At 71.1% G+C, this 24,655-nt stretch carries 21 protein-coding genes; 6 read left to right on the top strand and 15 right to left on the bottom strand.

Annotated features, from left to right (window positions below):
- Positions 1–8 precede the first annotated feature (8 nt).
- The gene (locus ACFZAM_RS26425) at positions 9–1,007 is read left to right on the top strand and encodes a hypothetical protein (RefSeq protein ID WP_391049758.1); all 999 of its coding nucleotides are present in this window, start codon (positions 9–11) and stop codon (positions 1,005–1,007) included.
- A 45-nt stretch (positions 1,008–1,052) separates the two neighbouring features.
- On the opposite strand, the gene ACFZAM_RS26420 is transcribed toward ACFZAM_RS26425, so the two are convergent.
- Positions 1,053–2,621 carry an FAD-binding protein gene (locus ACFZAM_RS26420; RefSeq protein ID WP_391049757.1) on the bottom strand — a complete coding sequence of 523 codons (1,569 nt, stop codon included), beginning with the start codon at positions 2,619–2,621 and terminating at the stop codon, positions 1,053–1,055.
- Between the two features lie 688 nt (positions 2,622–3,309).
- On the opposite strand from ACFZAM_RS26420, the gene ACFZAM_RS26415 reads away from it, so the two are divergent.
- Together ACFZAM_RS26415 and ACFZAM_RS26410 are read left to right on the top strand one after the other, a co-directional pair.
- Positions 3,310–4,266, top strand: a complete 957-nt coding sequence (locus ACFZAM_RS26415) for a hypothetical protein (protein WP_391049755.1) — start codon at positions 3,310–3,312, stop codon at positions 4,264–4,266.
- A 153-nt stretch (positions 4,267–4,419) separates the two neighbouring features.
- Positions 4,420–4,635 carry a hypothetical protein gene (locus tag ACFZAM_RS26410; protein WP_391049753.1) on the top strand — a complete coding sequence of 72 codons (216 nt, stop codon included), beginning with the start codon at positions 4,420–4,422 and terminating at the stop codon, positions 4,633–4,635.
- A gap of 113 nt (positions 4,636–4,748) precedes the next feature.
- Here ACFZAM_RS26410 and ACFZAM_RS26405 read toward each other — a convergent pair whose 3' ends face one another.
- On the bottom strand, positions 4,749–5,144 hold the full coding sequence (locus ACFZAM_RS26405; protein ID WP_391049799.1) for a metal-sensing transcriptional repressor: 396 nt from the start codon (positions 5,142–5,144) through the stop codon (positions 4,749–4,751).
- Positions 5,145–5,335: 191 nt separating this feature from the next.
- Between ACFZAM_RS26405 and ACFZAM_RS26400 the strand changes: the two genes are divergently transcribed.
- Positions 5,336–5,956 (top strand): DUF47 family protein, encoded by a 621-nt coding sequence (locus tag ACFZAM_RS26400; protein WP_188285542.1) that lies wholly within the window; start codon positions 5,336–5,338, stop codon positions 5,954–5,956.
- A 5-nt stretch (positions 5,957–5,961) separates the two neighbouring features.
- Positions 5,962–6,957, top strand: a complete 996-nt coding sequence (locus tag ACFZAM_RS26395) for an inorganic phosphate transporter (protein WP_355341853.1) — start codon at positions 5,962–5,964, stop codon at positions 6,955–6,957.
- 185 nt (positions 6,958–7,142) lie between these two features.
- Here ACFZAM_RS26395 and pstB read toward each other — a convergent pair whose 3' ends face one another.
- The 9 genes from pstB to ACFZAM_RS26350 form a co-directional block, all read right to left on the bottom strand.
- A complete protein-coding gene (gene pstB, locus ACFZAM_RS26390; protein ID WP_188285540.1) occupies positions 7,143–7,919 on the bottom strand; it encodes a phosphate ABC transporter ATP-binding protein PstB in 777 nt (258 codons plus the stop codon).
- A gap of 70 nt (positions 7,920–7,989) precedes the next feature.
- Positions 7,990–9,072 carry a phosphate ABC transporter permease PstA gene (gene pstA, locus ACFZAM_RS26385; protein ID WP_355341857.1) on the bottom strand — a complete coding sequence of 361 codons (1,083 nt, stop codon included), beginning with the start codon at positions 9,070–9,072 and terminating at the stop codon, positions 7,990–7,992.
- Positions 9,069–10,049: a phosphate ABC transporter permease subunit PstC gene (pstC, locus tag ACFZAM_RS26380; protein WP_355341860.1), complete on the bottom strand. Its 981-nt coding sequence runs from the start codon at positions 10,047–10,049 to the stop codon at positions 9,069–9,071. The genes pstA and pstC overlap by 4 nt, the downstream gene beginning before the upstream one ends.
- Positions 10,050–10,155: 106 nt before the next feature.
- Positions 10,156–11,313 (bottom strand): phosphate ABC transporter substrate-binding protein PstS, encoded by a 1,158-nt coding sequence (gene pstS / locus ACFZAM_RS26375; protein ID WP_391049751.1) that lies wholly within the window; start codon positions 11,311–11,313, stop codon positions 10,156–10,158.
- A gap of 429 nt (positions 11,314–11,742) precedes the next feature.
- Positions 11,743–12,171: an NUDIX hydrolase gene (locus ACFZAM_RS26370; protein WP_355341866.1), complete on the bottom strand. Its 429-nt coding sequence runs from the start codon at positions 12,169–12,171 to the stop codon at positions 11,743–11,745.
- Positions 12,168–13,487: a CHAD domain-containing protein gene (locus ACFZAM_RS26365; protein WP_391049750.1), complete on the bottom strand. Its 1,320-nt coding sequence runs from the start codon at positions 13,485–13,487 to the stop codon at positions 12,168–12,170. Before ACFZAM_RS26365 ends, ACFZAM_RS26370 begins: the two co-directional genes overlap by 4 nt.
- On the bottom strand, positions 13,465–15,675 hold the full coding sequence (locus ACFZAM_RS26360) for an RNA degradosome polyphosphate kinase (protein WP_355341872.1): 2,211 nt from the start codon (positions 15,673–15,675) through the stop codon (positions 13,465–13,467). The genes ACFZAM_RS26365 and ACFZAM_RS26360 overlap by 23 nt, the downstream gene beginning before the upstream one ends.
- A gap of 659 nt (positions 15,676–16,334) precedes the next feature.
- Entirely contained in the window at positions 16,335–17,276 is a 942-nt protein-coding gene (mshD, locus tag ACFZAM_RS26355) for a mycothiol synthase (protein ID WP_391049749.1), read from the bottom strand.
- Between the two features lie 68 nt (positions 17,277–17,344).
- Complete coding sequence (locus ACFZAM_RS26350) at positions 17,345–18,541, bottom strand: MFS transporter (protein WP_391049747.1); 1,197 nt, start codon at positions 18,539–18,541, stop codon at positions 17,345–17,347.
- A gap of 294 nt (positions 18,542–18,835) precedes the next feature.
- Between ACFZAM_RS26350 and ACFZAM_RS26345 the strand changes: the two genes are divergently transcribed.
- Complete coding sequence (locus ACFZAM_RS26345) at positions 18,836–20,635, top strand: bifunctional metallophosphatase/5'-nucleotidase (protein ID WP_355341881.1); 1,800 nt, start codon at positions 18,836–18,838, stop codon at positions 20,633–20,635.
- Positions 20,636–20,649: 14 nt separating this feature from the next.
- Here ACFZAM_RS26345 and ACFZAM_RS26340 read toward each other — a convergent pair whose 3' ends face one another.
- From ACFZAM_RS26340 to ACFZAM_RS26325, 4 genes are all read right to left on the bottom strand, one after another.
- Positions 20,650–22,113, bottom strand: coding sequence for a HAMP domain-containing sensor histidine kinase (locus ACFZAM_RS26340; RefSeq protein ID WP_355341884.1), 1,464 nt, complete (start codon positions 22,111–22,113; stop codon positions 20,650–20,652).
- The gene (locus ACFZAM_RS26335; RefSeq protein ID WP_391049797.1) at positions 22,110–22,850 is read right to left on the bottom strand and encodes a response regulator; all 741 of its coding nucleotides are present in this window, start codon (positions 22,848–22,850) and stop codon (positions 22,110–22,112) included. Before ACFZAM_RS26335 ends, ACFZAM_RS26340 begins: the two co-directional genes overlap by 4 nt.
- Before the next feature lie 48 nt (positions 22,851–22,898).
- Positions 22,899–23,180, bottom strand: coding sequence for a hypothetical protein (locus ACFZAM_RS26330; protein ID WP_391049745.1), 282 nt, complete (start codon positions 23,178–23,180; stop codon positions 22,899–22,901).
- A gap of 151 nt (positions 23,181–23,331) precedes the next feature.
- A complete protein-coding gene (locus ACFZAM_RS26325) occupies positions 23,332–24,513 on the bottom strand; it encodes a trypsin-like peptidase domain-containing protein (RefSeq protein ID WP_391049743.1) in 1,182 nt (393 codons plus the stop codon).
- Positions 24,514–24,655: the final 142 nt, after the last annotated feature.

Here is a 24,655-nt window from a genome sequence, read left to right as displayed (position 1 = left end):
CGCATTCGATGGTGAGCGCCGCAATGGTCGCGGCCGCGTCTCTCGCCCTGCTGCTGCCGTCGATCGCCCCTGCGTCGGCGAACGAGACGCCCGGACAGGGGACGAAAGTCGAGCATCAGGGCCGGACTCTGGACGCCAGTGCCTTCCAGGTCAAGTACGAGCCGGCGAATCCGCCGGCGGGGCATCCCGTGGTCGCGGCGAGCGGATGGACCCCGCCCCCCTGCTGGATGGCACCTGTGGCCACACCGGACCAGTTGAAGAAGGAACGGGAGGCCACGTGGGCGTTGGAATCCACGGGGTACGAGTGGGACGCGGCGGAGCGGGCGTATTACGTCGAGGGACATCCGCACAAGGATTTTGAGATCGCGAACGCGGACAAGGGCTTTTGGTGGAACGGACAGCCCAATCCCAACAGGATCGCTGATCCCGCGTCACTGTCCTGCGACAAAGAGCGTGATGATTGGGTCTTGGACGGCGATGCTCCGCCCACCGGCCCGGCGGTGACGCCCCAGATGCTCGCGGAATCGGCCTACGATCGAATCCGTATTCCGGACAAGGTGGTGACCTTGTCGCCGGACGCGCAGCATACGCAGACGGTGAACTTCAACATCTGGGCGTGGCTGGCAAGCGCGGACATTCCGCCAGTCTCCGTCACCGCACGCTTGAACTCACTCGGGATCTGGGCGACTGTCACAGCGAAGCCTGCCGGGCTGCATCTCGATGCCGGGACACCGGATGCGAAGTATTTCCCATCCTCAGGCGATTGCCCTTTGAACGGTGACGGTTCGGTCGGCAAGGCATATCAAACCGGCTACGGGAATGCCGAGCCGCCCTGCGGGCTGACGTACCGGAGGTCGTCGGGGCAGGGAACGTTCACCCTGACCGCCACCATCACTTGGGCGATCACGTGGACTGGGAGCGGAGGCACAGGCGGGACCTTGGCCCCCGGTGTCTTCGACCTGCCGCAGGACGTCACCGTGCAGGAGATTCAGGCTGTCAACCGCTGAATCGCGGTGGGTCGCTTCACCTTTGCTCGGGTTTCCCCCGGGGAGCTAGAGGGCCTGGGGGAAGGTGAAGAGGCGGTGGGGGTCGAGGTGGGATTTGAGGGTGGTGAGGCGGGGGGCGTTGGGGCCGTAGTAGGCGGTGCGCCAGGTGGGGAGGGTGGGGTCGGCGTAGTTCTGGTACGCGGCGCCCGAGGCGTAGGGGGACATGGCTTTGTGGGTGGTGTCGAGCCAGCCGGTGGTGGAGAGGGCGTCCGAGGCCAGGTATTGGGTGAGGACGCGTGAGGTGCGGTGGCAGAAGGCGGTGTCCGTGGGGGACGGGCGGTTGACCGCGCCGCCGAGGGCGGTGAGGGCGATGCTGCCGGCGCCGTCGCCGGACTGGGCGGAGAGCCGCTCGACGGCCGAGAGCAGCGTGGAGATGCCCGCGTCCGGCAGGTCCTTGTCGTAGAAGTCGGAGCGCGCGGTGTAGGTCTCGCGGTGCAGGTGCCCGGCGGGGGTCAGACGGCACTGGGCGGCGGACAGACCGGCGCAGCCCGCGTACGAGAAGGTCGCGTCGAGGTAGCTGTGCGGGCGCAGCGAGACGGTGCTGGCGTCGGCGCCGATGGCGGCGGCGAGCCGGTCGGTGGCGGCGGCGAGGTCGTCGCGGGAGCCGGTGGAGAGCATCGGGACGGCCACGGTGGGGGAGCCGCCGGCGTCGCAGTCGAGGTGCAGGGCGGACCAGATGTGGTCCGGCTGGTCGGGGCCCCAGCGCTGCCAGGCGCGGATCACGGCGGCGGCCCGGCTCCACGGCCAGGTGAGGTAGCCGGTGACGACGCCGTCGGGCATCGGGTGGGTGGCGAAGCGCAGTGACGTGACGACGCCGAACTGGCCGTTGCCCGCGCCGCGCAGCGCCCAGAACAGCTCGGGCTGGGAGTCGGCGGAGCAGTCGAGGACCCGGCCGTCGGCGGTCACGATGGTGGCGCCGACGAGGCTGTCGCAGGTCAGGCCCATGGAGCGGCTCATGACGCCGTGGCCGCCGCCGAGCGCGAGTCCTGAGACGCCGACGGTCGGGCAGGACCCGGCCGGGATCGTCCGGCCCCGCTTGCCGAGCGCGGAGTAGACGTCGATGAGCTTGGCGCCCGCGCCGACCGTGGCGGTGGTGCCGTCGAGGCGGATCGAGTTGAGCCGGGAGACGTCGATGACCAGGCGGCCGTCGCCGCTCGACCAGCCCGCGTAGGAGTGGCCGCCGCTGCGGATGGCCAGCGGGGTGGCGGTGCGGCGGGCGAAGTCCAGGCAGGCACGGATGTCGGAGGTGCCGGTGACATACGCGATGCCCGCCGGACGCAGGCCGTCGAAGCGGGTGTTGTACAGGATCCGGTCGGCGGCGTACGCGCTGTCGTCCGGGCGTACGAGGCCGCCGTCCAGGGACGTGGCGAGGGCCGGCCAGTCGGGCTTGACGGGGGGCGCGGTGGTGGCCGCGGTCGGCGTGGCGGAACCGTCGGAGGACGACGAGGGCGCGGACGTACCGTCCTTGGCGTCGTCGCCGCTGTCGGGTCCGCAGCCGGTCAGCCAGGCGGCGGCCAGTACGGCCCCGCCCGCCTTGAGCGCGGTCCTGCGCTCGACCCGGTCGCCCTTGTCCATACGGTCACCCCGGTCACTTCGGTCCTCCGGGTCCGTCAGGACCGCAGGCTCCACACGACTCACTTGCCCCACCGCCTTCGCCTATCCGTAGACGTGCGAATCATGAGCCCGGTTGCGGAGCGCGAGGCGCGGGGCGAGAAGACTACAGCGGGGCGGGAACGGTACGGCGGGGTGAGCACAGTACGGCGGGGCGGGAACGGTACGGCCGGGTGAGCGCAGTACAGCCGGGCGCGACCGGCGCGACCGGCGCGAAGGGCGGGAACGCGGCGCGCGTCAGCCGGAGATGTGCTCCTCCGCATCGCGTCTCGCGCGGTCCCTGGCCCGCCGGGCCGGACCCTTCCAGCCACACGAGCAGCGGGCGACGGCGAAGGAGCCGCGCTCGACGATCGACGTCCGGTGGCCACCGTCCGGAGCGTCGGCCGGAGTTCCCGATGGAGTTCCGGCTGAAGCTGTGACGGAGGCCCTGGCGGAATCCTGCTCGGCACGCAAGTTGAGCACGAGACCACCGTAGCGGGCGTGACGGGGCACTTCCGACAGTCGTTAGACGCCATAAGGCCCCGGCCGGTCGAGGCCGGTCCAGGAATGCTCCAGGAATGGCTCAGGGATGGTGGCGGCGATGGCCCCGGGGGTAGCGACGGTACGGCGCGCGACGGCAGTACGGCGACGCCGAGGACGTACGAAGGCCGCCATGGCCGCGGCGCTCGGCTGCGCCTGCGGGGCCGCCCTGCTCACCGGCTGCGTCGGGCAGGGCGCGGCGGCCGAGAGCGGCAAAGACGCCAAGGGGCACGACCCGGCGCAGGCGGTACGCGGCGCCGCGGACGTCCTCGTACGGGCGGGCAGCTCGCACGTGGACACCTCGATGCGGATGGCCAGCGGCGGCACCTGGCTGACCATCACCGGCACCGGCGGATTCGACTACGTGAAGCGGCAGGGCGAACTGCGGCTGCTGCTGCCCAGGGACGCGGCGGGCGCCGAGGAGCACAAGCCGATCATCGAACTGCTCACGCCGGGCGCCCTCTACATGAAGGACCGCGGCGAGGGCGTGCCCGAGGGGAAGTGGGTACGCGTCGACACCGACCGGCTGCCGGACGGCAATCTGGTGACCGGCGGCGCCACCGAGCCGCTGGCCGCCGCCGAACTGCTGCGCGGCGCCCAGGACGTCGAACTGGTCGGCGTCGAGACCCTGCGCGGTACGAAGGTGTGGCACTACCGGGGGACCGCCGACATCGGGCGCGCGGCGAAGGCCGCCGCGCCCGGCGTACGCGGGCCCTTGCAGGCGGCGGCCAAGGGGTTCACGGTCACCCGGGTGCCCTTCGACGCGTGGCTGGACGAGGCGGGGCGGCTGCGCCAGGTGAGCCAGCGGTTCACCTTCAGCTCGGACGACCAGAAGGACAAGAAGATCGACAAGAGGGACGACAAGCAGGCCGGACAGAACGACAAGCAGACCGGCGAGAACGGCAAGGGCGGCCCCGACACCCCCCGTACGACGACCGGTGCCGGCGGCCGTACGACGACCGCCGCCGCGCCCGACGTCACCGTGGTCTCTACCACTCGCTTCGACGATTTCGGCCGCGCCGTCCCCGTCACCATGCCCCGAGCTGCCGACATCTGGACGGGCAAGATCGTTTCTTCCCAGCAGGGGTAAGGGGTCTTCGCGGTAACGGCCCTCACCGGAAAGGGCGTTGTCGAAATGGTCCATCCGTGCCATGCGCGGACCGGGTGCCGGTCCCTACCCTGGCTTGAGGCAGTGGCAGACAGCCAAGAGCCAGGCACTCGTGGACGAGGAGGTGGTGCGCGTATGGCGCCGTCGCCCGGAATGCTGGTCGTCCAGGACGATCCGGTGGCCCTCGCGGAGATCGAACTCTGCGGTGAGCTGATGATCGCCGCGTCCACCGCCGACGAGGAGCGGCTGAGCTTCGCCCGGATCGACGAGGTGCTGGGGGTCGCGCGCGACCGCGAGTCGATGCCCGCGCTCCTGGTGCGCGCCCCGCTCTCCGACCGCGCAACCGGCTGACACCGGGGCGCGCCGCCCGTACGCCCCCCGGAACGACCGGGAAGCCGCTCCCGGAACCCCTGGAATCTCTGGAACCCCCGACCCCCCTGGAACCCCCGGAAGAGCCACCCCGCCTACGTCCGCAGCAGCCGCGCTATGGCCGCCGTCGCCTCCGCCACCTTCTCGTCGATCTCCGGCCCGCCGCCGACCGCCGCCGCGGCCACGCAGTGCCGCAAGTGCTCCTCCAGGAGCTGGAGGGCGAAGGACTGGAGGCCCTTCGTGCTCGCCGACACCTGGGTGAGGATGTCGATGCAGTAGACGTCCTCCTCGACCATCCGCTGCAGGCCGCGGATCTGCCCCTCGATCCGGCGCAGCCGCTTGAGGTGGGACTCCTTGTCATGGCTGTATCCATGCGGCCCCTGGGGGCGCGAAGATGGGCCGGAACCCGTGTCCGCCCCCGCGTCCCGAGGTGACTGTTCCGGCGTGATCTCCGCCTCAACCCCGGCCGGTTCCCTGGCCTCCGTCGTCATCGTCAACCCCGCCCTTCCTGTCCCGTTATACCCCTGCCGGGTATATCGTACCGAATCGACACCTTGTGCGACGCATCCCCGGTGAGGGGGACACTTCTGGATGGGCGACACTGGGTGACGCCCATTAGCCGTGGCCGGATGATGCGCCTAGCATCAACGAGACCGAATCCGATGCACACCGAGGACCTCACGTGCGCTTTCGTCTGACCCCCAGGGAGACGAGCTTCTACGACATGTTCGCCGCGTCCGCGGACAACATCGTCACCGGTTCGAAGCTCCTCATGGAACTGCTCGGGGCCGATTCGGCTACCCGGACCGAGATCGCCGAGAGAATGCGGGCGGCGGAGCACGCGGGGGACGACGCGACCCACGCGATCTTCCACCAGCTCAACTCCTCCTTCATCACCCCCTTCGACCGCGAGGACATCTACACCCTCGCCGGGTCGCTCGACGACATCATGGACTACATGGAGGAGGCCGTTGACCTGGTCGTCCTCTACAAGGTCGAGGAGCTGCCGAAGGGCGTGGAGCAGCAGGTCGAGGTGCTGGCACGGGCGGCCGAGCTGACCGCGGGAGCCATGCCGAACCTGCGCACCATGTCCAACCTCACCGAGTACTGGATCGAGGTCAACCGGCTGGAGAACCAGGCCGACCAGATCCACCGCAAGCTGCTCGCGCACCTGTTCAACGGCAAGTACGACGCCATAGAGGTGCTCAAGCTCAAGCAGATCGTGGACGTACTGGAAGAGGCCGCGGACGCTTTCGAGCACGTGGCGAACACGGTGGAGACCATCGCGGTCAAGGAGTCCTGACCTACGTGGACACCTTCGCTCTGGTCGCGACCATCGGGGTCGCGCTCTTCTTCACGTACACCAACGGGTTCCACGACTCGGCGAACGCCATCGCCACCTCGGTGTCGACCCGCGCGCTGACCCCCAAGGCCGCGCTGGCCATGGCCGCCGTGATGAACCTCGCGGGCGCGTTCCTGGGCAGCGGCGTCGCCAAGACCGTCAGCAAGGGGCTGATCGAGACCCCCACCGGCCGCAACGGCATGGGCATCCTCTTCGCCGCGCTCGCCGGTGCGATCATCTGGAATCTGGTCACCTGGTACTTCGGTCTGCCGTCGAGTTCCAGCCACGCGCTGTTCGGCGGTCTGGTCGGCGCCGCGCTGGCCGGCGGCGTCACCGTGCACTGGTCGGGCGTGGTCGACAAGGTCATCGTCCCGATGTTCGTCTCGCCCGTGGTCGGCCTGGTCGTCGGCTATCTCGTGATGCTGGCGATCCTCTGGTTCTTCCGCCGCGCCAATCCGCACAAGGCCAAGCGCGGCTTCCGTATCGCGCAGACCGTCTCCGCGGCGGCGATGGCGCTCGGCCACGGTCTCCAGGACGCGCAGAAGACGATGGGCGTGGTCGTCCTCGCCCTGGTCATCCACGACCCGAGCAACGGGTACGGCATCCCGATCTGGGTCAAGTTCGTGTGCGCCGCGATGATGTCGCTCGGTACGTACGCGGGCGGCTGGCGGATCATGCGGACGCTGGGGCGTCGCATCATCGACCTCGACCCGCCGCAGGGCTTCGCCGCCGAGACGACGTCCGCGGGCATCCTCTACGCGACCTCGTACATCTTCCAGGCGCCGGTCTCCACGACCCACGTCATCACCTCCGCGATCATGGGCGTCGGCGCGACCAAGCGGGTCAAGGCGGTGCGCTGGGGGGTGGCCAAGAACATCGTGGCCGGATGGTTCATCACGATGCCCGCCGCCGGTCTCGTGGCCGCCATCGGCTTCTACCTGGTGCGGCTGATCTTCGGCTGACCCGTCGCGCGACCCCGGCTGATCTTCGGCTGACCCGTCGGGCGACCCCGGCTGGTCTTCGGCTGACCCGTCGCGCGCATCAAGGCGACGCCCCCTGACATGGGTTCGGCCCCGCTTCCCGTCACCGGGAAGCGGGGCCTGCGCCTTGCGGTGGCACCGCCATGCAGCACCGCGCGGCGGTCCTGTCACCCGAAGCGGCCCGAGATGTAGTCCTCGGTGGCCTGGACCGACGGGTTGGAGAAGATGCGCTCGGTGTCGTCGATCTCTATGAGCTTGCCGGGCTGGCCGACCGCGGCCAGGTTGAAGAACGCGGTGCGGTCGGAGACACGGGCGGCCTGCTGCATGTTGTGCGTGACGATCACGATCGTGAAGCGGGTCTTCAGCTCACCGATCAGGTCCTCGATGGCCAGGGTGGAGATCGGGTCGAGCGCCGAGCACGGCTCGTCCATCAGCAGCACCTGCGGCTCGACCGCGATGGCGCGGGCGATGCACAGCCGCTGCTGCTGGCCGCCGGACAGGCCGGAGCCGGGCTTGTTGAGCCGGTCCTTGACCTCGTTCCAGAGGTTGGCGCCCTTGAGGGACTTCTCGACGATGGTGTCCAGCTCGCCCTTCTTGCGGACACCGTTGAGCTTGAGACCGGCCGCCACGTTGTCGTAGATCGACATGGTGGGGAACGGGTTCGGCCGCTGGAAGACCATGCCGACCGTGCGGCGTACGGTCACCGGGTCGACGCCCGTCCCGTACAGGTTCTCGTCGTCCAGCAGCACCTTGCCCTCGACGCGGCCGCCGGGGGTGACCTCGTGCATGCGGTTCAGGGTGCGCAGGAAGGTGGACTTGCCGCAGCCGGACGGGCCGATGAAGGCGGTCACGGTGCGGGGCTCCACGGTCATCGAGATGTCCTCGATGGCCTTGAAGGCGCTGTAGTACGCGGTGAGGCCGCTGACGTCGATTCGCTTGGCCATGGGGATCACTTCTCTTCTCAAGGTCGTCTGATGTCGGCCGCGTCAGCGACCTGCCACGCGGCGGAGCCGCTCATCGATGCTTCGGGGCCTTCCAGCGGGCGATGCCGCGGGCCACCAGGTTGAGGATCATCACGAAGGCGATGAGCACCAGAGCCGCGGCCCACGCGCGGTCGTAGCTCGGCTCGTTGCCGTTGCCGTACTGCTGGTAGATGAAGAACGGCAGCGACGACTGCGGGTCCTTGAAGGGGTCCGTGTTGATCAGGTTGCTGCCGAACACCAGCAGGGCGATCGGCGCGCTCTCGCCCGCGATGCGGGCGATGGCGAGCATGACGCCGGTGGTGATGCCGCCGATCGCGGTGGGGATGACGACCTTGACGATGGTGCGCCACTTCGGGACGCCCAGGGCGAGGGAGGCCTCGCGCAGCTCGTTCGGGATGAGCTTGAGCATTTCCTCGGTGGAGCGGACGACGATCGGCATCATCAGGATGGCCAGGGCCAGCGAGCCGGCGAAACCGGTCGCGGGGGCCTTGCCGATCAGCACGAACCACATCGAGAGGATGAACAGACCGGCCACGATCGACGGGATGCCGGTCATGACGTCGACGAAGAAGGTGACCCACTTCGCGAGCGCGCCCTTGCCGTACTCGACCAGGTAGATCGCGGTGAGTATGCCCAGCGGCGCGGCGATGACCGCGGCGATGCCGACCTGCTCCAGGGTGCCGATGATGGCGTGGTAGACGCCGCCGCCGGGCTGGATGGTCAGCACGTTGTTCATCGAGTGCGTCAGGAAGTTGACGTCGAGGACCTTGACGCCCTTGCTGATCGTCGTCTCGACCAGCGAGTAGAGCGGTATGACGGCCAGGATGAAGCTGGACCAGACGAGGCTGGTGGCCACCCGGTCCTTGGCCTGGCGGCGCCCCTCGACCTGCGCGGTGATGACGTACGAACCGGCGACGAAGAGGAGCAGCGCGATCAGGCCCCACTGGATCTTGCTGTCGAGCCCGAAGCCCGCGCCGATCGCTCCGGCGACGACGACGGCTCCGGCCGCGATGGCCAGCGGGGCCCACTTGGGGAGCTGACGGGAGGCCAGCGGCGGCGTGGCGGGAGCCTCCGCCGGGGCCGGCGGCTTGTCGTCCACGATCAGGTCGCTCATGCGTTGGCCCCCGAGTACTCCTTGCGGCGGGCGATGATCAGTCGGGCCGCGCCGTTGACCAGCAGGGTGATGAAGAAGAGCACCAGGCCGGAGGCGATCAGCGCGTCGCGGCCGAACTCGTCGGCCTCACCGAACTTGGCGACGATGTTCTGCGAGAAGGTGCCGCCGAGCGGGTCCAGGATGTGCGCGGACAGTTGCGGCGAGGCGGACAGCACGGTGGCCACCGCCATGGTCTCGCCGAGCGCGCGGCCCAGGCCCAGCATCGAGGCGCTGATGATGCCGGAGCGCGCGAAGGGCAGCACCGACAGGCGGATGACTTCCCAGCGGGTCGCGCCGAGCGCGAGCGCCGCCTCCTCGTGCATCTTGGGCACCTGGCGGATCACCTCGCGGCTGACGTTGGTGATGATCGGCAGGATCATGATCGCCAGCAGGATGCCGACGGTGAACAGCGACCGGGCGGCCGAGTTCGGGTCCTGCTTCTCGAAGATGACGGTCCAGCCGAAGTACTTGTCCAGCCAGAGGTTGAGGCCCTTGAGGTGCGGCACCAGGAAGAGCGCGCCCCACAGGCCGTAGATGATGCTGGGCACCGCGGCGAGCAGGTCGATCACGTAGGCGATCGGACCGCCCAGGCGGCGCGGTGCGTAGTGCGTGACGAACAGGGCGATGCCGACGGCGATCGGGACCGCGATGACCATCGCGATGACCGAGCTGACGACCGTGCCGTAGGCCAGTACGGCGATGCCGAACACCGGCGGGTTGAGGCTGGCGTTCCACTCGAAGGTGGTCAGGAAGTTGCCGTGGTCCTTGGAGATCGCGCTCACCGAGCGGACCGTCAGGAAGATGGCGATGGCCGCCATCACGACGAGGAGGAAGATGCCGGACCCGCGGGAGAGTCCCGCGAAGATCCGGTCGCCGGGCCGGGTGACGGTCTTCGTCTCCACCGGTGGCGCGGTAGGGGGAGGGGCGGTGGTGGTCATAGGGATTTCTCCGGTCTGGGTGGGGGACGTTCGGTCCCCCGGCGGCGGTGCACCGGATGTACGGCGGGCCCCGCGGTCGCCAGGACCGCGGGGCCCGCCGACTCGACTAGGACAGGGCGGTGATGGTGGAGCGGACCTTCGTGGCGATCTCGGTCGGCAGCGGGGCGTAGCCGGCCGCCGAGAGCTTCGCCTGACCGGCGTCGCTGGCGATGTAGGTCAGGAAGGACTTGGTGAGCGGCAGGGTGTCGGCCTTGTTGCCCTTGTCGCAGGCGATCTCGTACGTCACCAGGACGATCGGGTAGGCGTTGTCCGCCTTGGTGGTGTACGCGGCGCCCAGGTCCAGGGACAGGTCGGAACCGGTGCCGACGACCTTGGCGGAGGCGATACCGGCCGACGCGTTCTGCGAGGTGGCCTCGACCGGCGCGGAGGCACCGGTGTTGATCTTCACCGTCGGGATGGTGCTGGCGGTCGCGTAGGACAGCTCGAAGTAACCGATGGAGCCCTCGGTCTGCTTGACCAGCGCGGCGACACCGGCGGACTTCGCGGCGGCCTGGCCGCCCTTGCCCATCCACGCCTTCGCGTGCTCGTACGGCCAGTCGGCCGGAGCGGCGCCCTTCAGGTACTTGGTCAGGTTGTCCGTGGTGCCGGACTCGTCCTGGCGGTGCACGGTCTGGATCTTGGAGCTCGGCAGGGTGACACCCGGGTTGAGCTTCTTGATCGCTTCGTCGTTCCAGTTGGTGATCTTCGAGTTGAAGATCTTCGCCAGGGTGGGCGCGTCCAGAACCAGGTTGCTCACACCGGAGAGGTTGTAACCGACGGCGATCGGGCCGCCGACCATCGGGATGCTGATGCCCTGGCCGTTGGTGCAGACCTTCTTCGAGGCGGTGACCTCTTCGGGCTTCAGCGGGGAGTCGGAGCCCGCGAAGGCGTCCGTGCCCTGGTTGAAGTCGACGATGCCCTCACCGGAGGACGAGGTCTTGTAGTTGATCGTCGCGCCCGAGCAGGCCTGCTGGTAGTCCTTGACCCACGACTCGATCGCGTTCTGCTGGGCACTGGAGCCGGAGGCCAGGATCTGGCCCTTCTCACAGGCGATGCCGCTCGCGTTGGCGCTGCTGCCGGACGAGCTGGCCGAGGCGCTGCCGCTGGGCGTGGACGTGGAGTCGTTGTTGTTGTCCGAACCACAGGCGCTCAGGACCAGCGCGCCGGTAATCGCGACCGCGCCGACGGTCAGGGCCCGCAGCCCGTTCTTACGCTGAAGCTTCACCTTCGTGTGTTCCTTCCAAAAGCCCGCCGGTGGACGGCGAAGCAGAGGGTTATGGGTTCTGCATCCACCCGGCGTCGCGTGATGCTCACCGGTAAGCCCGAAATTAGGCAGATGAAGTGAAGCGACCGACGGAAGGGAGTGAACGCCAGGTGAACCTCGTCTATCAGGGTGGTGCCGCTACGCGCGTTACGCGCGCCGTGGTGACGAAGTGGTATCCGGGGCTGTCGTTGTGTCACAAAGGAACACGGGCAGGTCACGGGGGTGACACGGGCCGGTTACGGCCGCCGGGCGGGCCGATCGGCACGCGGTGGTACGTCGGTTCACCGGCCGTCCACCCGCTCGGGCGTCCGCTCGTGCCCCCGCTCGGGCCCCGCGAGCCGGTACGGCCGGCCCGGTGAGCCCGCTGTGGGACCGCTCCGACGACCGCCGTCAGCCCGCCAGCGCGTGCAGCAGCGCGTCCACGAGGGGCCGGTCGCGGTCGTGGGTGAGCCTGCGGCGGGCAGCGGAGGGCGGCAGCCAGATCATCCGGTCCACCTCGTCGTTGGGGACGAAGGAGCCCTCCCACGCCTCGGCCGCCCAGTAGCGGACCTCCTTGGGGCGGCCGTCCACCAGATAGCGCGACGTCGGCAGCGGGGCGCCGAGTGAGCAGCCCAGGCCGGTCTCCTCACGGGTCTCGCGCAGCGCGGCGGCAGGGAACTCCTCGCCGCGCTTCAGCTTGCCCTTCGGCAGGCTCCAGTCGTCGTAACGCGGCCGGTGCACCAGCGCCAGTTCGATCCCGCCGTGGTACGGCGAGACGCGCCACAGCACGACGCCCGCCGCCCGTACGGTCGTTCCGCTCTTGTCGCCCGCGCGTTTCATTCCGTGCGCGCCCCCGGTACGGAATTCGGCCCAGGGCCCGGTACGGGTCCCGGTGCGGACCCCGGCGCGGCGCTCGCTGCGGGACCGGGCGGACCGGGCCGAGAGGCGCCGGAGCCCGGCTGCCACAGCCGCGAGAAGGCGAAGCGCGCGGCCTCCACCTCGTGCCGCTGGTCGGCGTGGAGCACGCCCAGCGCGTACGCGGTCGCCGGAGCTATGCGCGGGGTGCGGGCCGCCGCCGCGACGGCCGCCGCGCACTCGGCCGCCTCGCGGTGCCTGGCCAGCAGCACGGCCGCCTCGGCCAGCCGCTGCGCCGCCGCCTCGCCGTCCGGGTCGATGCCCCGGCAGACCTCGGCCGCGTAACGGCTCAGCCGCAGCAGCACCCGCACCTGGTGCCAGGGGGAGTCCTGGAGGTCGGCCGTCAGCTCGGTGCCGAGCGCCGCCTGGACGGCCTCCGCGTTGTACGGGTGCGCCGCGCGCAGCAGCGGCAGCGCGCCCGCCGCGTCGGCCAGCCGCCGGTCGGCCTGCGCGGCGAGCGGCGGCAGTACGGTCGCGGCCGGTCCCTCGGCCGCCGCGGTCAGCGGCACCTCGGAGGCCAGGACGGCGATGTTGTCCGCGAGCGCGTGGAAACGCGAGGAGCCCATCGCCTGGAGCGTCGCCGAGTGCGCCCGGGTACGGGCCAGGGTGAGCTGCCGCTCCAGGAGCGCCCCGGCGCGCGCGGCGCCCAGCGCCAGCGGACCGCTCCCGGCCGGGGGCGGCGGGACCGCGGGCGCGGGCGGCCCCGGGACGTCGCCGGTGTCCGCGGGGGCCTTGCCGCCGGCGGCCGGGTCCGGGTCCGCGGCGGCCGACAGTCGCCGCAGCGCCTCCAGCAGCCGCGCCAGCCGGGCGGTGTACTGCGGCTCGCGGGCCAAGGTGGCGGCCAGCCAGCCCAGTTCGGCGCGGAGCGACTCGGCCCACACCGGATCGGTCAGCGGCGCGTAGATGTGCAGGACCCCGCCGATCCGCCGGGCGCTGGCCCGCAGCAGTTCGTCGGCGTCGCCCTCGTGCTCGCCCCGCAGGCTCAGGGCCCGCAGGAAGGCGGTGGCCTGGTCGTGCAGATAGCGCGCGAGGGTGCCGCCCGCCGTACCGCCGGGCGGGCCCGCGGGCGCCGGGCCCGCGTCGGCCGTGGGCGCCGCGGCCGTCCGCGACTGCGGTGTACGCGCTTGCGTCGTACGTGTCCCCGTCGTGCCGCCCGGTGCGGGGGCGGCGGCCGGTGGGCCCGGGTCGCCGCTCCCCGCGGGGGTCAGCGGGGGGCTGTCAGGTAGCTGCTGCTGGGCCACGCCGGCGCCTCCGGGCGTCGATGAGCATCTCCTGGACATTGCGCAGCGGCTTCCCGTCCGGGTCGGTGCTGTGCCGGGTCCAATTACCGTCCGCCGCCAGGTGCCAGGAGGAGGTCGTGTCCGACATCCCGTCCTCCAGCAGGCGGTTGAGGGTGGCGCGGTGGGTCGGGTCGGCGACCCTGACCAGCGCCTCGATGCGGCGGTCGAGGTTACGGTGCATCATGTCGGCGCTGCCGAACCAGACTTCGGTCTCGCCGCCGTTGCCGAACGCGAACACCCGCGAGTGTTCGAGGAAGCGTCCGAGCACGCTGCGGACCTTGATGTTCTCGGACAGACCGGCGACGCCCGGCCGTACCGCGCAGATCCCGCGCACCCAGATGTCCACCGGGACCCCGGCCTGCGAGGCGCGGTAGAGCGCGTCGATGATCTGCTCGTCGACGATCGAGTTCACCTTCAGCCGGACATACGCGGGACGCCCGGCGCGCTGGTGCGCGATCTCCTCCATGATCCGGGAGATCAGGCCGTCGCGCAGACTGCGCGGCGCGACCAGCAGCCGGTTGTAGACCTCGCGGCGCGAGTAGCCGGACAGCCGGTTGAACAGGTGCGACAGATCCGCGCCCACCTGCGGGTCGGCCGTCAGCAGACCGAGGTCCTCGTACAGCCGGGCCGTCTTCGGGTGGTAGTTGCCGGTGCCGACGTGGCTGTAGCGGCGCAGGGTGTCGTCCTCCTGGCGGACCACCAGCGACAGCTTGCAGTGCGTCTTGAGGCCGACCAGGCCGTACACGACATGGCAGCCCGCCTCCTCCAGCTTGCGCGCCCACTTGATGTTGGCCTGCTCGTCGAAGCGCGCCTTCAGCTCGACCAGCACCAGCACCTGCTTGCCCGCCTCGGCCGCGTCGATCAGCGCGTCGACGATCGGCGAGTCGCCCGACGTCCGGTACAGCGTCTGCTTGATCGCCAGGACGTCGGGGTCGGCGGCGGCCTGGTCGAGGAACGCCTGCACGGAGGTGGAGAAGGAGTCGTACGGGTGGTGCAGCAGCACGTCCCGGCGGCGCAGCGCCGCGAAGATGTCGGGCGCCGACGCGGACTCGACCTCCGCCAGGTCGCGGTGGGTGCCCGCCACGAACTTCTGGTACTTCAGCTCGGGGCGGTCCAGGCCCGCGATGGCGAACAGCCCGGTCAGGTCCAGCGGACCCGGCAGCGGGTACACCTCGTTGTGCTTCATCTTCAGCTCGTGCACCAGCAGGTCGAGCACGCGCGGGGCGATGGACTCCTCGACCTCCAGGCGGACCGGCGGGCCGAAGCGGCGGCGCATGAGTTCCTTCTCCAGCGCCTGGAGCAGATTCTCGCCGTCGTCCTCCTCCACTTCCAGGTCCTCGTTGCGCGTGACCCGGAACATGTGGTGGTCGAGCACCTCCATGCCGGGGAACAGCTCCTCCAGGTGCGCGGCGATCACGTCCTCCAGCGGCACGTACCGCTGCGGGCCCGCCTCCAGGAAGCGCGACAGGATCGGCGGCACCTTCACCCGCGCGAAGTGCTCGTTGCCCGAGACCGGATTCCGTACCACCACCGCCAGATTCAGCGACAGACCCGAGATGTACGGGAACGGGTGCGCCGGGTCGACGGCCAGCGGGGTCAGCACCGGGAAGATCTGCTGCCGGAACAGCGTGAACAGCCGCGCCTGCTCCTTCTCGGTCAGCTCGTGCCAGCGGATGACGTGGATGCCCTCGTCCGCGAGCTGCGGCGCCACGTCGTTCTGGAAGCAGGCCGCGTGCCTGGCCATCAGCTCCCGCGACCTGGTCAGGATCAGGTCCAGCACCTCGCGCGGCTGGGCGCCGGACGCCGAGCGGGTCGCGACACCGGTCGCGATACGCCGCTTCAGGCCCGCGACCCTGACCATGAAGAACTCGTCCAGGTTGCTGGCGAATATCGCCAGGAAGTTAGCCCGTTCGAGGAGCGGGGTCGCCGGGTCCTCGGCCAGCTCGAGCACCCGCTCGTTGAACGCCAGCCAGCTGCGTTCGCGGTCCAGGAAGCGGCCCTGCGGCAATTCCTCACCGAATTCCTCGCTCGCCTCGCCCAGGCTCGACGATCCCGGGTCCGGATTCGGTACGACGCGGGGGCGGAACGTCCCGGACGCCAACGACTGCTGGGGCTGGGCGGGAAAACTGGGGTGATTCGTCTGGGCCATGGGATGCGAGCCCTCCTCCTGGTCCGGCACGGGGCGGCCTGCGGCCGGCTCGGGGCGACCGTGGGCCGTCGGTCCATTGTCCCGTGTACCCGAGGGTTTCGGCAGGTCGGGCGGGGGAGGGGGTGCGGGGGCAGCGGGCTGCATCCTGCGATGCTCGCAAGCGAGGTTGAATCGCCGGTAACGAGAGCGTTGCCGTCAGGCAAGCGGGACGCTTCCAGCGGGGGTGCCTTCGAATCTCGGCCCGCGCCCCGTCCGAACCCTCCGGTCCGCCCCCTCCACCTCCACCTCGCGCAGGTGAGCCCCTTTCCACGGGCGCGGCCCCCCGCGGGTCCCCTGCCGGGGGGCCGATCTTTTCAGGGGCCGCCCCTGGACGGTTCTTCTGCCGGGAGGTGGGCCGATCTTTTAGGGGCGCGCCCTGGGGCGGTTCTTCTGCCGAGGCGGCACGCCGTGTAGTTAGGGGCGCGGGGAACTGCGCGCTCAGCCCGCGCGGTGGCGCGGGTGAGGAACCGGCCCCAGCGGGGCAGATGCGGTTGTTTTCGGGCTGACAGCCCGGTGGGGGCTGGTCGCGCAGTTCCCCGCGCCCCTAAAAAAACAGGCCGTGCGCGGGGTGGAGGCACTGGGGGCGCGCCCCCGGAAGGGCAGGCCCTGCGGGGGGGGGCTTAGGTTTCGGTGCGGTACATGAGGTCGACCTCGTGGGTGGTGAAGCCGAGGCGTTCGTAGACGGAGAGGGCGGCGGGGTTGTCGGCGTCGACGTAGAGCAGGGCGGCGGGAAGGCGGCGGTCACGGGCGAGGTGGCGGAGCCCGACGGCGGTGAGGGCGCGGCCGAGGCCGGAACCCTGCTCGGCGGGGAGGACGCCGACGACGTAGACCTCGCCGAGCCCTTCGGGGTGGACTTTGGTCCAGTGGAAGCCGACGAGGTCGTCGCCGCGGAAGGCGAGGAAGAAGCCGGCGGGGTCGAACCAGGGCTCGGCGAGGCGGTCGGAGAGGTCGCGCTGGGTGAGGGAGCCCTGCTCGGGGTGGTGGGCGAAGGCGGCGGCGTTGACGGCGAGCCACGCGGCGTCGTCGCGCCCGGGGACGAAGGTGCGGACGGTGATGCCGTCGGGCAGCCGCGGCTCGGGGAGGTCGGCGGCGTCGGGGGTCAGGGGCCGCCGCATCTGCCGCAGCTCGCGGAAGAGCTTGAGGCCGAGCTGGACGGCGAGGTGCCGGGCGGCGGGGTGCCCGCCGTGGGCCCAGACGCGTACGCGCCTGCCGGTGGCGTCCAGAAGGGCCGCGGCCAGGGTGCGGCCGTGGCCGCGGGAGCGCCGCGCGGGGTGGACGACGAGTTCGGCGGAGGGCGCCTCGACCGGGTCCGAGCCGTCGATCTGCGCGTATCCGGTGAGGTCGGCCCCGGCGCCGTCGCCCCCCTCGGCCCCGTCCTGTCCAGGCGTCCACAGCAGCAGGTGCCGTACGCCCTCGCGCGCGCCGCCGCGCACATGGAGCCGTCCGCTCTCGGAGACGGCGGGCTGCCCGTCCGCGGCGGTCGCCGCCCCGATCAGGCCGAGCACCGCTTCGGCGGTGTCAGCGGGCAGTTCTGTCAGGGCCTCGATCCGCGCGTCGGTCATGCGGAGATCGTACGGCGGGTGCCCCCGGCATCGGCGGCGGCGGGTGCCCGCGGAGCCGAGGACGTCGGTCAGGCCGAGACCGTACGGCGGGCGGCCTCGGCGTCGGCGGGGGCGGCGCGGCGGGGGATCGGGATGAGGACGGCGGAGACGCAGGTCGTGGCGGCGGCGAGGGCGAAGCCGGGCCAGTAGGCGGTGGCCGAGATGACGGCGGCCATGACCGGCGGGACGACGGCGGCGGTCAGATTCTGGCCGGTGTTGTGGACCCCGAGGGCGCGACCCGACCAGGCGGGGCCCGCGTGCTCGGCGGTGGAGGTGAAGGACAGGCCGTTGGTGCTTGAGGTGATCGCGATGGCGGCGACCAGCAGCACGGGGGTCAGCGGGGAGGGGAAGGCGGTGCTCACGGCGGTGGCGGCCACCACGGCGGCGGTCAGGACGGCGAGCTGCCGCATCGGCCGCAGCCGGTCGCCGACCCGGTCCGACCAGCGGCCGACCAGGATGCGGGACACCGCGCCCAGACCTTGGGCGACGGCGATGAGCTGCCCGGCGTGCACCGGCGACCAGCCGCGTACGTCGACCAGCAGCACCAGCGCGAAGGCCCCCGCGGTGAACTGCGGGATCACCAGCAGCGCGGCCGACCCGTGGATGCGGGGCAGCAGCCGCGAGCCGCGGTACGGGTTCGGCGCGGGTCCTGCCGCGGCGGCCTCGGCGCGCGCCGGGTCGGCGGCGAAGACCGCGATCAGCACGGCGATGACGGCGCAGATCGCGGCGAGGAAGCCGAAGGCGCCGCGCAGCCCGTGCGCGGCGGCCAGCGGCGGCATGGCGAGGGCGGCCACGCCCATGCCGAGCGGGGTGGAGGTCTGCCGGATGCCCATGGCCAGCCCGCGCTCCTCGGCGGAGAACCAGCCCATCACCAGGCGTCCGCTGGCCGAGTAGACCGAGGCGCCGGACGCGCCCGCCAGCACCAGCAGCGCGCCGAGCGCGACCATGCCGTGCGCGGCCCAGGCGGCCCCGCCGAGAGCGCCGGCCGCGATGCCGAGGCCGAGCGCGATCACCACCCGCTCGCCCCACCGGTCGGCCGCCGCGCCCCACAGATAGAGCGCGAGCACCAGACCCGCGGTCGGGCACGCCACCAGGAAACCGACCCGCGTGAGGCTCAGCCCCTGCTGTCCGCGCAGCTCGTCGGCCAGATACGGGACCCCGTACACGAAGGCGCAGGCCGCGGTCTGCGCGGCCGTTCCCAGCGCCAGCATGATCCAACGACGCACGTCGGAAGCACCTCCTCGGTGAGTGGGTGGTGCATCCAACTATGGCGGCTGCTCCGCAGTTTGAGACAGTTCGTTTCGCATCGTGAGACTCGCTAGAGCGACATCGCGCCATCGGACCTCACCCGGACGATCCCGGCCCACCGGGCGGTAACCGGGTCTTAACCCCCGCCCCCCTGCCGCGCTACGCGCGTTGACTCTATGCTGCCCTCCGCGTGACCCGTATTTGACCAGTTGTTGACTTCATCTGACGGCGGCTGACCCCAGCCGACGCCAGTCCTTGATCCGAGGGGATCCATGTCTCTGACGCGCAGAATCTCCGTCGCGGCCGTCGGGCTCGTGGCCGTCGGCGCGCTTGTCGCGGCCGGGCCCGCCCAGCACGGTGGCGGCCACGACCGGCCCGGCCACCCCGGAAAGCCGGGCCACGGGCAGTCCGGCAACACGGTCGACCTCCAGTTGCTGACGATCAACGACTTCCACGGCAATCTGGAGCCCCCGGCCGGCTCCTCCGGCCGCGTCACCGAGCAGCAGGCCGACGGCACCGTCAAGACCATCGACGCCGGTGGCGTCGAGTACCTGGCGACCAGCCTGCGCAACGCCCGCAAGGGCCACGACCGTTCGCTGACCGTCGCCGCGGGCGACCTGGTCGGCGCGAGCCCGCTGCTGTCCGGCCTCTTCCACGACGAGCCCACCGTCGAGGCGATGAACAAGATCGGCCTCGACGTCACCGGCGTCGGCAACCACGAGTTCGACGAGGGCAAGGACGAACTGCTCCGTCTCCAGAACGGCGGCTGCCACCCGGTCGAGGGCTGCTACGAGAAGGGCAAGAAGTTCAAGGGCGCCGACTACCCGATCCTGTCGGCGAACGTCGTCAACGAGAAGACCGGCCGCCCGCTGCTCGCCCCGTACACGATCAAGAACGTCAAGGGCGTCCGCGTCGGCTTCATCGGCGTCACGCTCAAGGGCACCCCGAACATCGTCACCGCGTCCGGTGTGAAGGGCCTGAAGTTCCTCGACGAGGCGGAGACGGTCAACAAGTACACGGCCGAACTGCGCAAGCGGGGCGTCAAGTCGGTCGTCGCGCTGATCCACGAGGGCGGCTTCCCGGTCTCCGGCAGCTACAACTACGACTGCGACAGCGGCGGTCCCGGCACCGGCATCTCCGGCCCGATCGTGGACATCGCGAAGAAGATCTCGCCGGACGTCGACGCGCTGGTCACCGGTCACACCCACAACGCGTACGTCTGCACCATCCCCGACCCGGCGGGCAAGCCCCGGCTGGTCACCAGCGCCTCGTCCTTCGGGCGGCTCTACACCGAGCTGGACATGAAGGTCGACAAGCGCACCGGCGACATCGTGCGCACCTCGGTCAAGGGCAGCAACCACGTCGTGGACCGCGTCCAGCCCAAGGCCGCCGACATGACCTCGCTGATCACCCGCTGGAACGCGCTGGCCGCCCCGATCGCCAACCGCACCGTCGGCTGGATCAGCGGCGACATCGCCCGCACCGGCACCAACGAGACGCCGCTGGGCGACCTCATCGCCGACGCGCAGCTCGAATACGCCAAGACCCTCGACCCGACCACGCAGATCGCGTTCATGAACCCCGGCGGCATCCGCACCGACCTGGTCTACGCGGCCTCCGGCAGCGAGGGCGACGGCGTCGTCACCTACGCCGAGGGCTTCGCCGTACAGCCGTTCAGCAACACCGTGAACCTGGAGACGCTGACCGGCGCGCAGCTCGTGACCGCGCTCCAGCAGCAGGTCAGCGGGCCGAACGAGGCGGCGACGAAGATCCTCCAGATCTCGGCCGGGCTCACCTACACGCTCGACCTGACCAAGTCCGGCGCGGCGCGCGTCGTCGCCGACTCCGTCAAGCTCAACGGCGCCCCGATCGACCCGGCCGCCAGCTACCGCGTCGCGATGAACAACTTCCTGACCGGCGGCGGCGACGGCTTCCCCGTCCTCGCCCAGGGCACGTCCCTGCTGATCGGCGGCGACGACCTGGCCGCCTTCGCCACCTACCTGACCGCCCACTCCACGGCCGCGGCGCCCCTCGCCCCGCCCGCCGCCGACCGGGTCACCGTCATCAAGTAGGGCTCAGAGCACGGTCATTCGTCGAAACCGGCGAATACGGTCGAGCCGCCGGACGACACGGCGGGCCCCTCGGGCGGCGCGGTCGGCGCTCCCGGCAGCCGGAGGGCGGCGAGCGTGCCGCCCCCCGGCGCCCGGGTCAGCGCGACCTCGCCGCCCGACTGCTGCACCGTGCGCGCCACGATCGACAGCCCGAGCCCGCTGCCCGGCAGCGACCGCGCGGACGGCGACCGCCAGAACCGCTCGAAGACATGCGGCAGTTCGTCCTCCGGGATGCCCGGCCCGTGATCGCGTACGGTGAGCTGCCCGTCGGCCAGCCGCACCTCGATCCCGCCGCCGGGCGGGCTGAACTTCACCGCGTTGTCCAGCAGATTGACGATCGCCCGCTCCAACGCGGCGGGCTCCGCCCGCACATACCAGGGCGCCAGCTCCGCGCTGATCTTCAGGTCGGGCCCGCGCAGCCGCGCCCGTTCCAGCGCCGTCTCCGCGCTCTCGTGCAGCGCCACCACCTCAAGGGTCGGTACGGCGTCCGGCCGGGACAGCTCCTGCAAGTCGCCGATCAGCGAGGCCAGTTCGGTCATCTGCGCCTTCACCGACGCCATCAGCGCCTTCCGGTCCTCCGGCGGGATCGCCCGGCCGGTGGCCTCACTGCGCTCCAACAGCTCGATGTTGGTCCGCAACGACGTGAGCGGCGTGCGCAGTTCGTGCCCCGCGTCCGCGATGAGCTGCTGCTGCCGGTCGCGCGACGACGCCAGCGCGGCCGTCATCGCGTTGAACGACGCGCTGAGCCGGGCGATCTCGTCCTCGCCCTCCACCGGGATGTTGACGTTCAGATCCTCGGTGCGGGCGATGTGCTCGACGGTCTCGGTCAGCCGGTCCACCGGCCGCAGCCCCGTCCGCGCGATCCACAGCCCCGCGCTCGCCGCGCCGACCACGCCGATCCCGGCGACGGCCAGCAGGACCCAGGCCAGGGTGGTCAGCGGGCGGTCGACATCGCTCAGCGGCCGGGCCACGGAAATCGCCGCCGGCTGGAGATTGATCCGTGCCTGTGAGGTGTAGACGCGCAGCTTCTGGCCGTTGGGCGCGGTCACCGTGTGGAGGGCGTCGCGTCGCTGGCCGTCCGCGACCGCGTGGTCGGCGGGGCCGACGGGGATGGTCGTACGGCCCTGCACCCAGCAGGGCGTGCCGTCGGAGAGCACCACCTGGGCCAGGGTGTTGGTGGTGATGAAGCCGACGGAGCCGCCGTTGGCGCCCTGCGTGCTGTTCATCGCCGGAACGCTCGACTGGCAGCCCTGGGTGTTGAGCGTGCGCGAGATCTGCTGCACCGGCACGATGTCCGGCTGGCGCAGCGACTTGTCCAGCTCGCTCATGAGCTGGTCGCGCACCAGCAGCCAGCAGACCAGCGACACCACCGCCACCGCCACGGCCACCGCCGCCGCGGTGAGGATGGTGAGCCGGGACCTCAGGGGGAGCCGCTTCACGCGTGGCCGCCGTCCGGGGCGCGCAGGACGTACCCCACTCCTCGTACCGTGTGGACGAGCCGTCGCATGCCGCCCGCCTCGGTCTTGCGCCGCAGGTACATGACGTAGACGTCGAGGGAGTTGGACGAGGGCTCGAAGTCGAAGCCCCAGACGGACTTGAGGATCTGCTCGCGGGTGAGGACCTGGCGCGGGTGGGTGAGGAAGAGCTCCAGCAGGGTGTACTCGGTCCGGGTCAGCTCGACCGGGCGCCCGTCCCTGGTGACCTCGCGGGTGGTGGTGTCCATCCGCAGATCGGCGAAGGTGAGCGCGTGGCCGCCACCGTCGCCTTCGTGGCCGACGGTGGCGTAGGAACTGCGCCGCAGCAGGGCTCTGAGCCGGGCCAGCAGCTCGTCCAGCTCGAAGGGCTTGACGAGGTAGTCGTCGGCGCCCGCGTCGAGGCCGGTGACGCGGTCGCCGACGGTGTCCCGCGCGGTGAGCATGAGGATCGGGGTGGTCACTCCGGTGGCGCGCAGCCGCCGCGCCGTGGTGAGGCCGTCCATGCGCGGCATGAGGACGTCGAGCACGATCGCGTCGGGGCGGTACGCCTCCGCCTGGTCGAGGGCGGCGAGCCCGTCCGCGGCCAGGGCGGTGTCGTACCCCTCGAAGGCGAGGCTGCGGCGCAGGGCCTCCCGTACGGCGGGCTCGTCGTCCACGATCAGGATGCGGGCGGGGGCCTCGCCGCTGTCGCCGGGGCTCATGGTGTCGGGTACCTCACTGATGGACATCGGAATGGTGCCGGAACTCTCTCAGCGTCGCACGGCGCGCGTCCCGCGTCGTGCGGTCCCGCGGTGCGCGCGGCTCACGGGTTTCGCGGAGGCGGAGACCTCGGCGGGGCGCGGTGCCGACTCCCGCCGGACGGCCCGGTCCGCCGCCGCGTCGCGGGCCGCGCCGGCGGCGATGTGGGCGAGCGGCAGGTCGAGATCGGCGGGCCCGGTGGCGACGGCCGCGCTGTGCGGACTCCAGGAGACGGCGGCACTGAGGGCGCGGCGCAGCCGGTTGGCGCTGACGGTGAGGGTGCTGCTGCTCATGGCGTTCTCCCAGGGTGGTTCGGGGTGGTGCCGTTCTTTCCGGAGGGGCGGGGGGGACGGACGGTTGGGTAGGCGGAGGGTCGGTGAGGCGGAGGGGCGGAGAGGCGAGGGCGGCCCCTCAGCGGTTCCGCGTGCCCGCGGTCCCGTCGGCTCAGAAGCCGCCGAAGCCGCCGCCGCTGTTACCGCCGCTGCTGCTCCCGTTGCCGTTCCCGCTGCTGCTGCCGTTGTTGTCGGTCGTGCCGCTGCCGCTGGTGCCGCCCGCGCGCAGGCTCGCGAGGTCGGACTTCACGGTGTTGATCGGGATCGCGAAGCCGAGGCCGACGCTGCCGGAGCTGCTGCCCGAGGACGACGCGTCCGAGTACATCGCGGAGTTGATGCCGATGATCTGGCCGCTCATGTTGATCAGGGCGCCGCCGGAGTTGCCGGGGTTGAGCGAGGCGTCGGTCTGGATCGCCTTGTACGTGGTGGTGGAGTTGCCGGTGTCGCCGTTGTACTGGTTGCCGCCGAAGGAGAACGGCCACTGGCCGTTGCCCTGGCCGCCCTGGCCTTGGCCCTGGTTCTCGTCGGTGGACACGGTCACGTCGCGGTTGAGCGAGGACACGATGCCGCTGGTGACGGTGCCGGTCAGGCCCTCGGGGGAGCCGATGGCCACCACCGAGTCGCCGACGGCGATGTTCGAGGAGTCGCCGAGCGTGGCCGCGGGCAGTCCGCTGGCACCCTGCACCTTGATCAGCGCGAGGTCCTTGGCGGAGTCGGTGCCGACCACCGTCGCGGTGGCCGTCTTGCCGTTGCTGTACGTCACGGACACCGAGGTCGATCCGGCGACCACGTGGTTGTTGGTGATGATCTCGCCGCCGCTGGTGATGATGACACCGGCGCCGGTGGACTTGCCCGCGCCGGACGTCGCGTTGATCTCGACGACGCTGGGGCTGACCGCCTTGGCCACGCTGCTGACGCTGCCGTTCACGACGCTCGCGTTGACCGCCGAACTGGCCGTCGTCGTCGTTCCGTTGTCGTGCGTCGCGTTGCCGATCAGGGCTCCCGCGCCGCCGCCGATCACACCGGCCGCGAGCGCGACGGCGGCGAACAGCGCGACGGGCTTGCGGGCCTTGCGGCGGGGAGCGGGCGACGCCCCGGCGACGGCGGGCGTGGCGGGGTCGTACGGGGGCGGCGGCGGGAAGCCGGTCGCGGAGGGGGCGTCGTAGTCGGGGGCCTGGCGGTACTGCGGGGCCTCCGGCTCGGAGACCTGGGGGGCCTCATTGCCGAAGTAGAGCGGAAGCTGCGGTTCGTCCGGGTTCTGGTGTTCGCCGCCGGTGCGGCTGCTCTCGGTCATGACAATGACTCTGTGCCCGGAAGATGAGAGCTTCCTGAGCACTCGCTGAGAAGCCCGGCAGAAGTGGGTATGCCCCATATAAACAAGATCGGGAACGCCCGGTCCCGACCGCCCGCGACCGCCCGTACACCGCGGCCCGCCC

The organism is Streptomyces sp. NPDC008079 (assembly GCF_042957385.1).
Lineage (GTDB): Bacteria > Actinomycetota > Actinomycetes > Streptomycetales > Streptomycetaceae > Actinacidiphila.
The sequence above is the reverse complement of the archived record's forward strand: the minus strand, read 5'-3'. Positions and strand labels throughout refer to the sequence as shown.

Excerpts from the sequence above, each read along its gene's own strand:
- ACFZAM_RS26425 (WP_391049758.1), top strand. The coding sequence starts at position 9 with ATGGTGAGCGCCGCAATGGTCGCGGCCGCGTCTCTCGCCCTGCTGCTG.
- ACFZAM_RS26420 (WP_391049757.1), bottom strand. The coding sequence starts at position 2,621 with ATGGACAAGGGCGACCGGGTCGAGCGCAGGACCGCGCTCAAGGCGGGC.
- ACFZAM_RS26415 (WP_391049755.1), top strand. The coding sequence starts at position 3,310 with ATGGCCGCGGCGCTCGGCTGCGCCTGCGGGGCCGCCCTGCTCACCGGC.
- ACFZAM_RS26410 (WP_391049753.1), top strand. The coding sequence starts at position 4,420 with ATGGCGCCGTCGCCCGGAATGCTGGTCGTCCAGGACGATCCGGTGGCC.
- ACFZAM_RS26405 (WP_391049799.1), bottom strand. The coding sequence starts at position 5,144 with ATGACGACGGAGGCCAGGGAACCGGCCGGGGTTGAGGCGGAGATCACG.
- pstB (WP_188285540.1), bottom strand. The coding sequence starts at position 7,919 with ATGGCCAAGCGAATCGACGTCAGCGGCCTCACCGCGTACTACAGCGCC.
- pstA (WP_355341857.1), bottom strand. The coding sequence starts at position 9,072 with ATGAGCGACCTGATCGTGGACGACAAGCCGCCGGCCCCGGCGGAGGCT.
- pstC (WP_355341860.1), bottom strand. The coding sequence starts at position 10,049 with ATGACCACCACCGCCCCTCCCCCTACCGCGCCACCGGTGGAGACGAAG.
- ACFZAM_RS26370 (WP_355341866.1), bottom strand. The coding sequence starts at position 12,171 with ATGAAACGCGCGGGCGACAAGAGCGGAACGACCGTACGGGCGGCGGGC.
- ACFZAM_RS26360 (WP_355341872.1), bottom strand. The coding sequence starts at position 15,675 with ATGGCCCAGACGAATCACCCCAGTTTTCCCGCCCAGCCCCAGCAGTCG.
- mshD (WP_391049749.1), bottom strand. The coding sequence starts at position 17,276 with ATGACCGACGCGCGGATCGAGGCCCTGACAGAACTGCCCGCTGACACC.
- ACFZAM_RS26345 (WP_355341881.1), top strand. The coding sequence starts at position 18,836 with ATGTCTCTGACGCGCAGAATCTCCGTCGCGGCCGTCGGGCTCGTGGCC.
- ACFZAM_RS26335 (WP_391049797.1), bottom strand. The coding sequence starts at position 22,850 with ATGAGCCCCGGCGACAGCGGCGAGGCCCCCGCCCGCATCCTGATCGTG.
- ACFZAM_RS26330 (WP_391049745.1), bottom strand. The coding sequence starts at position 23,180 with ATGAGCAGCAGCACCCTCACCGTCAGCGCCAACCGGCTGCGCCGCGCC.
- ACFZAM_RS26325 (WP_391049743.1), bottom strand. The coding sequence starts at position 24,513 with ATGACCGAGAGCAGCCGCACCGGCGGCGAACACCAGAACCCGGACGAA.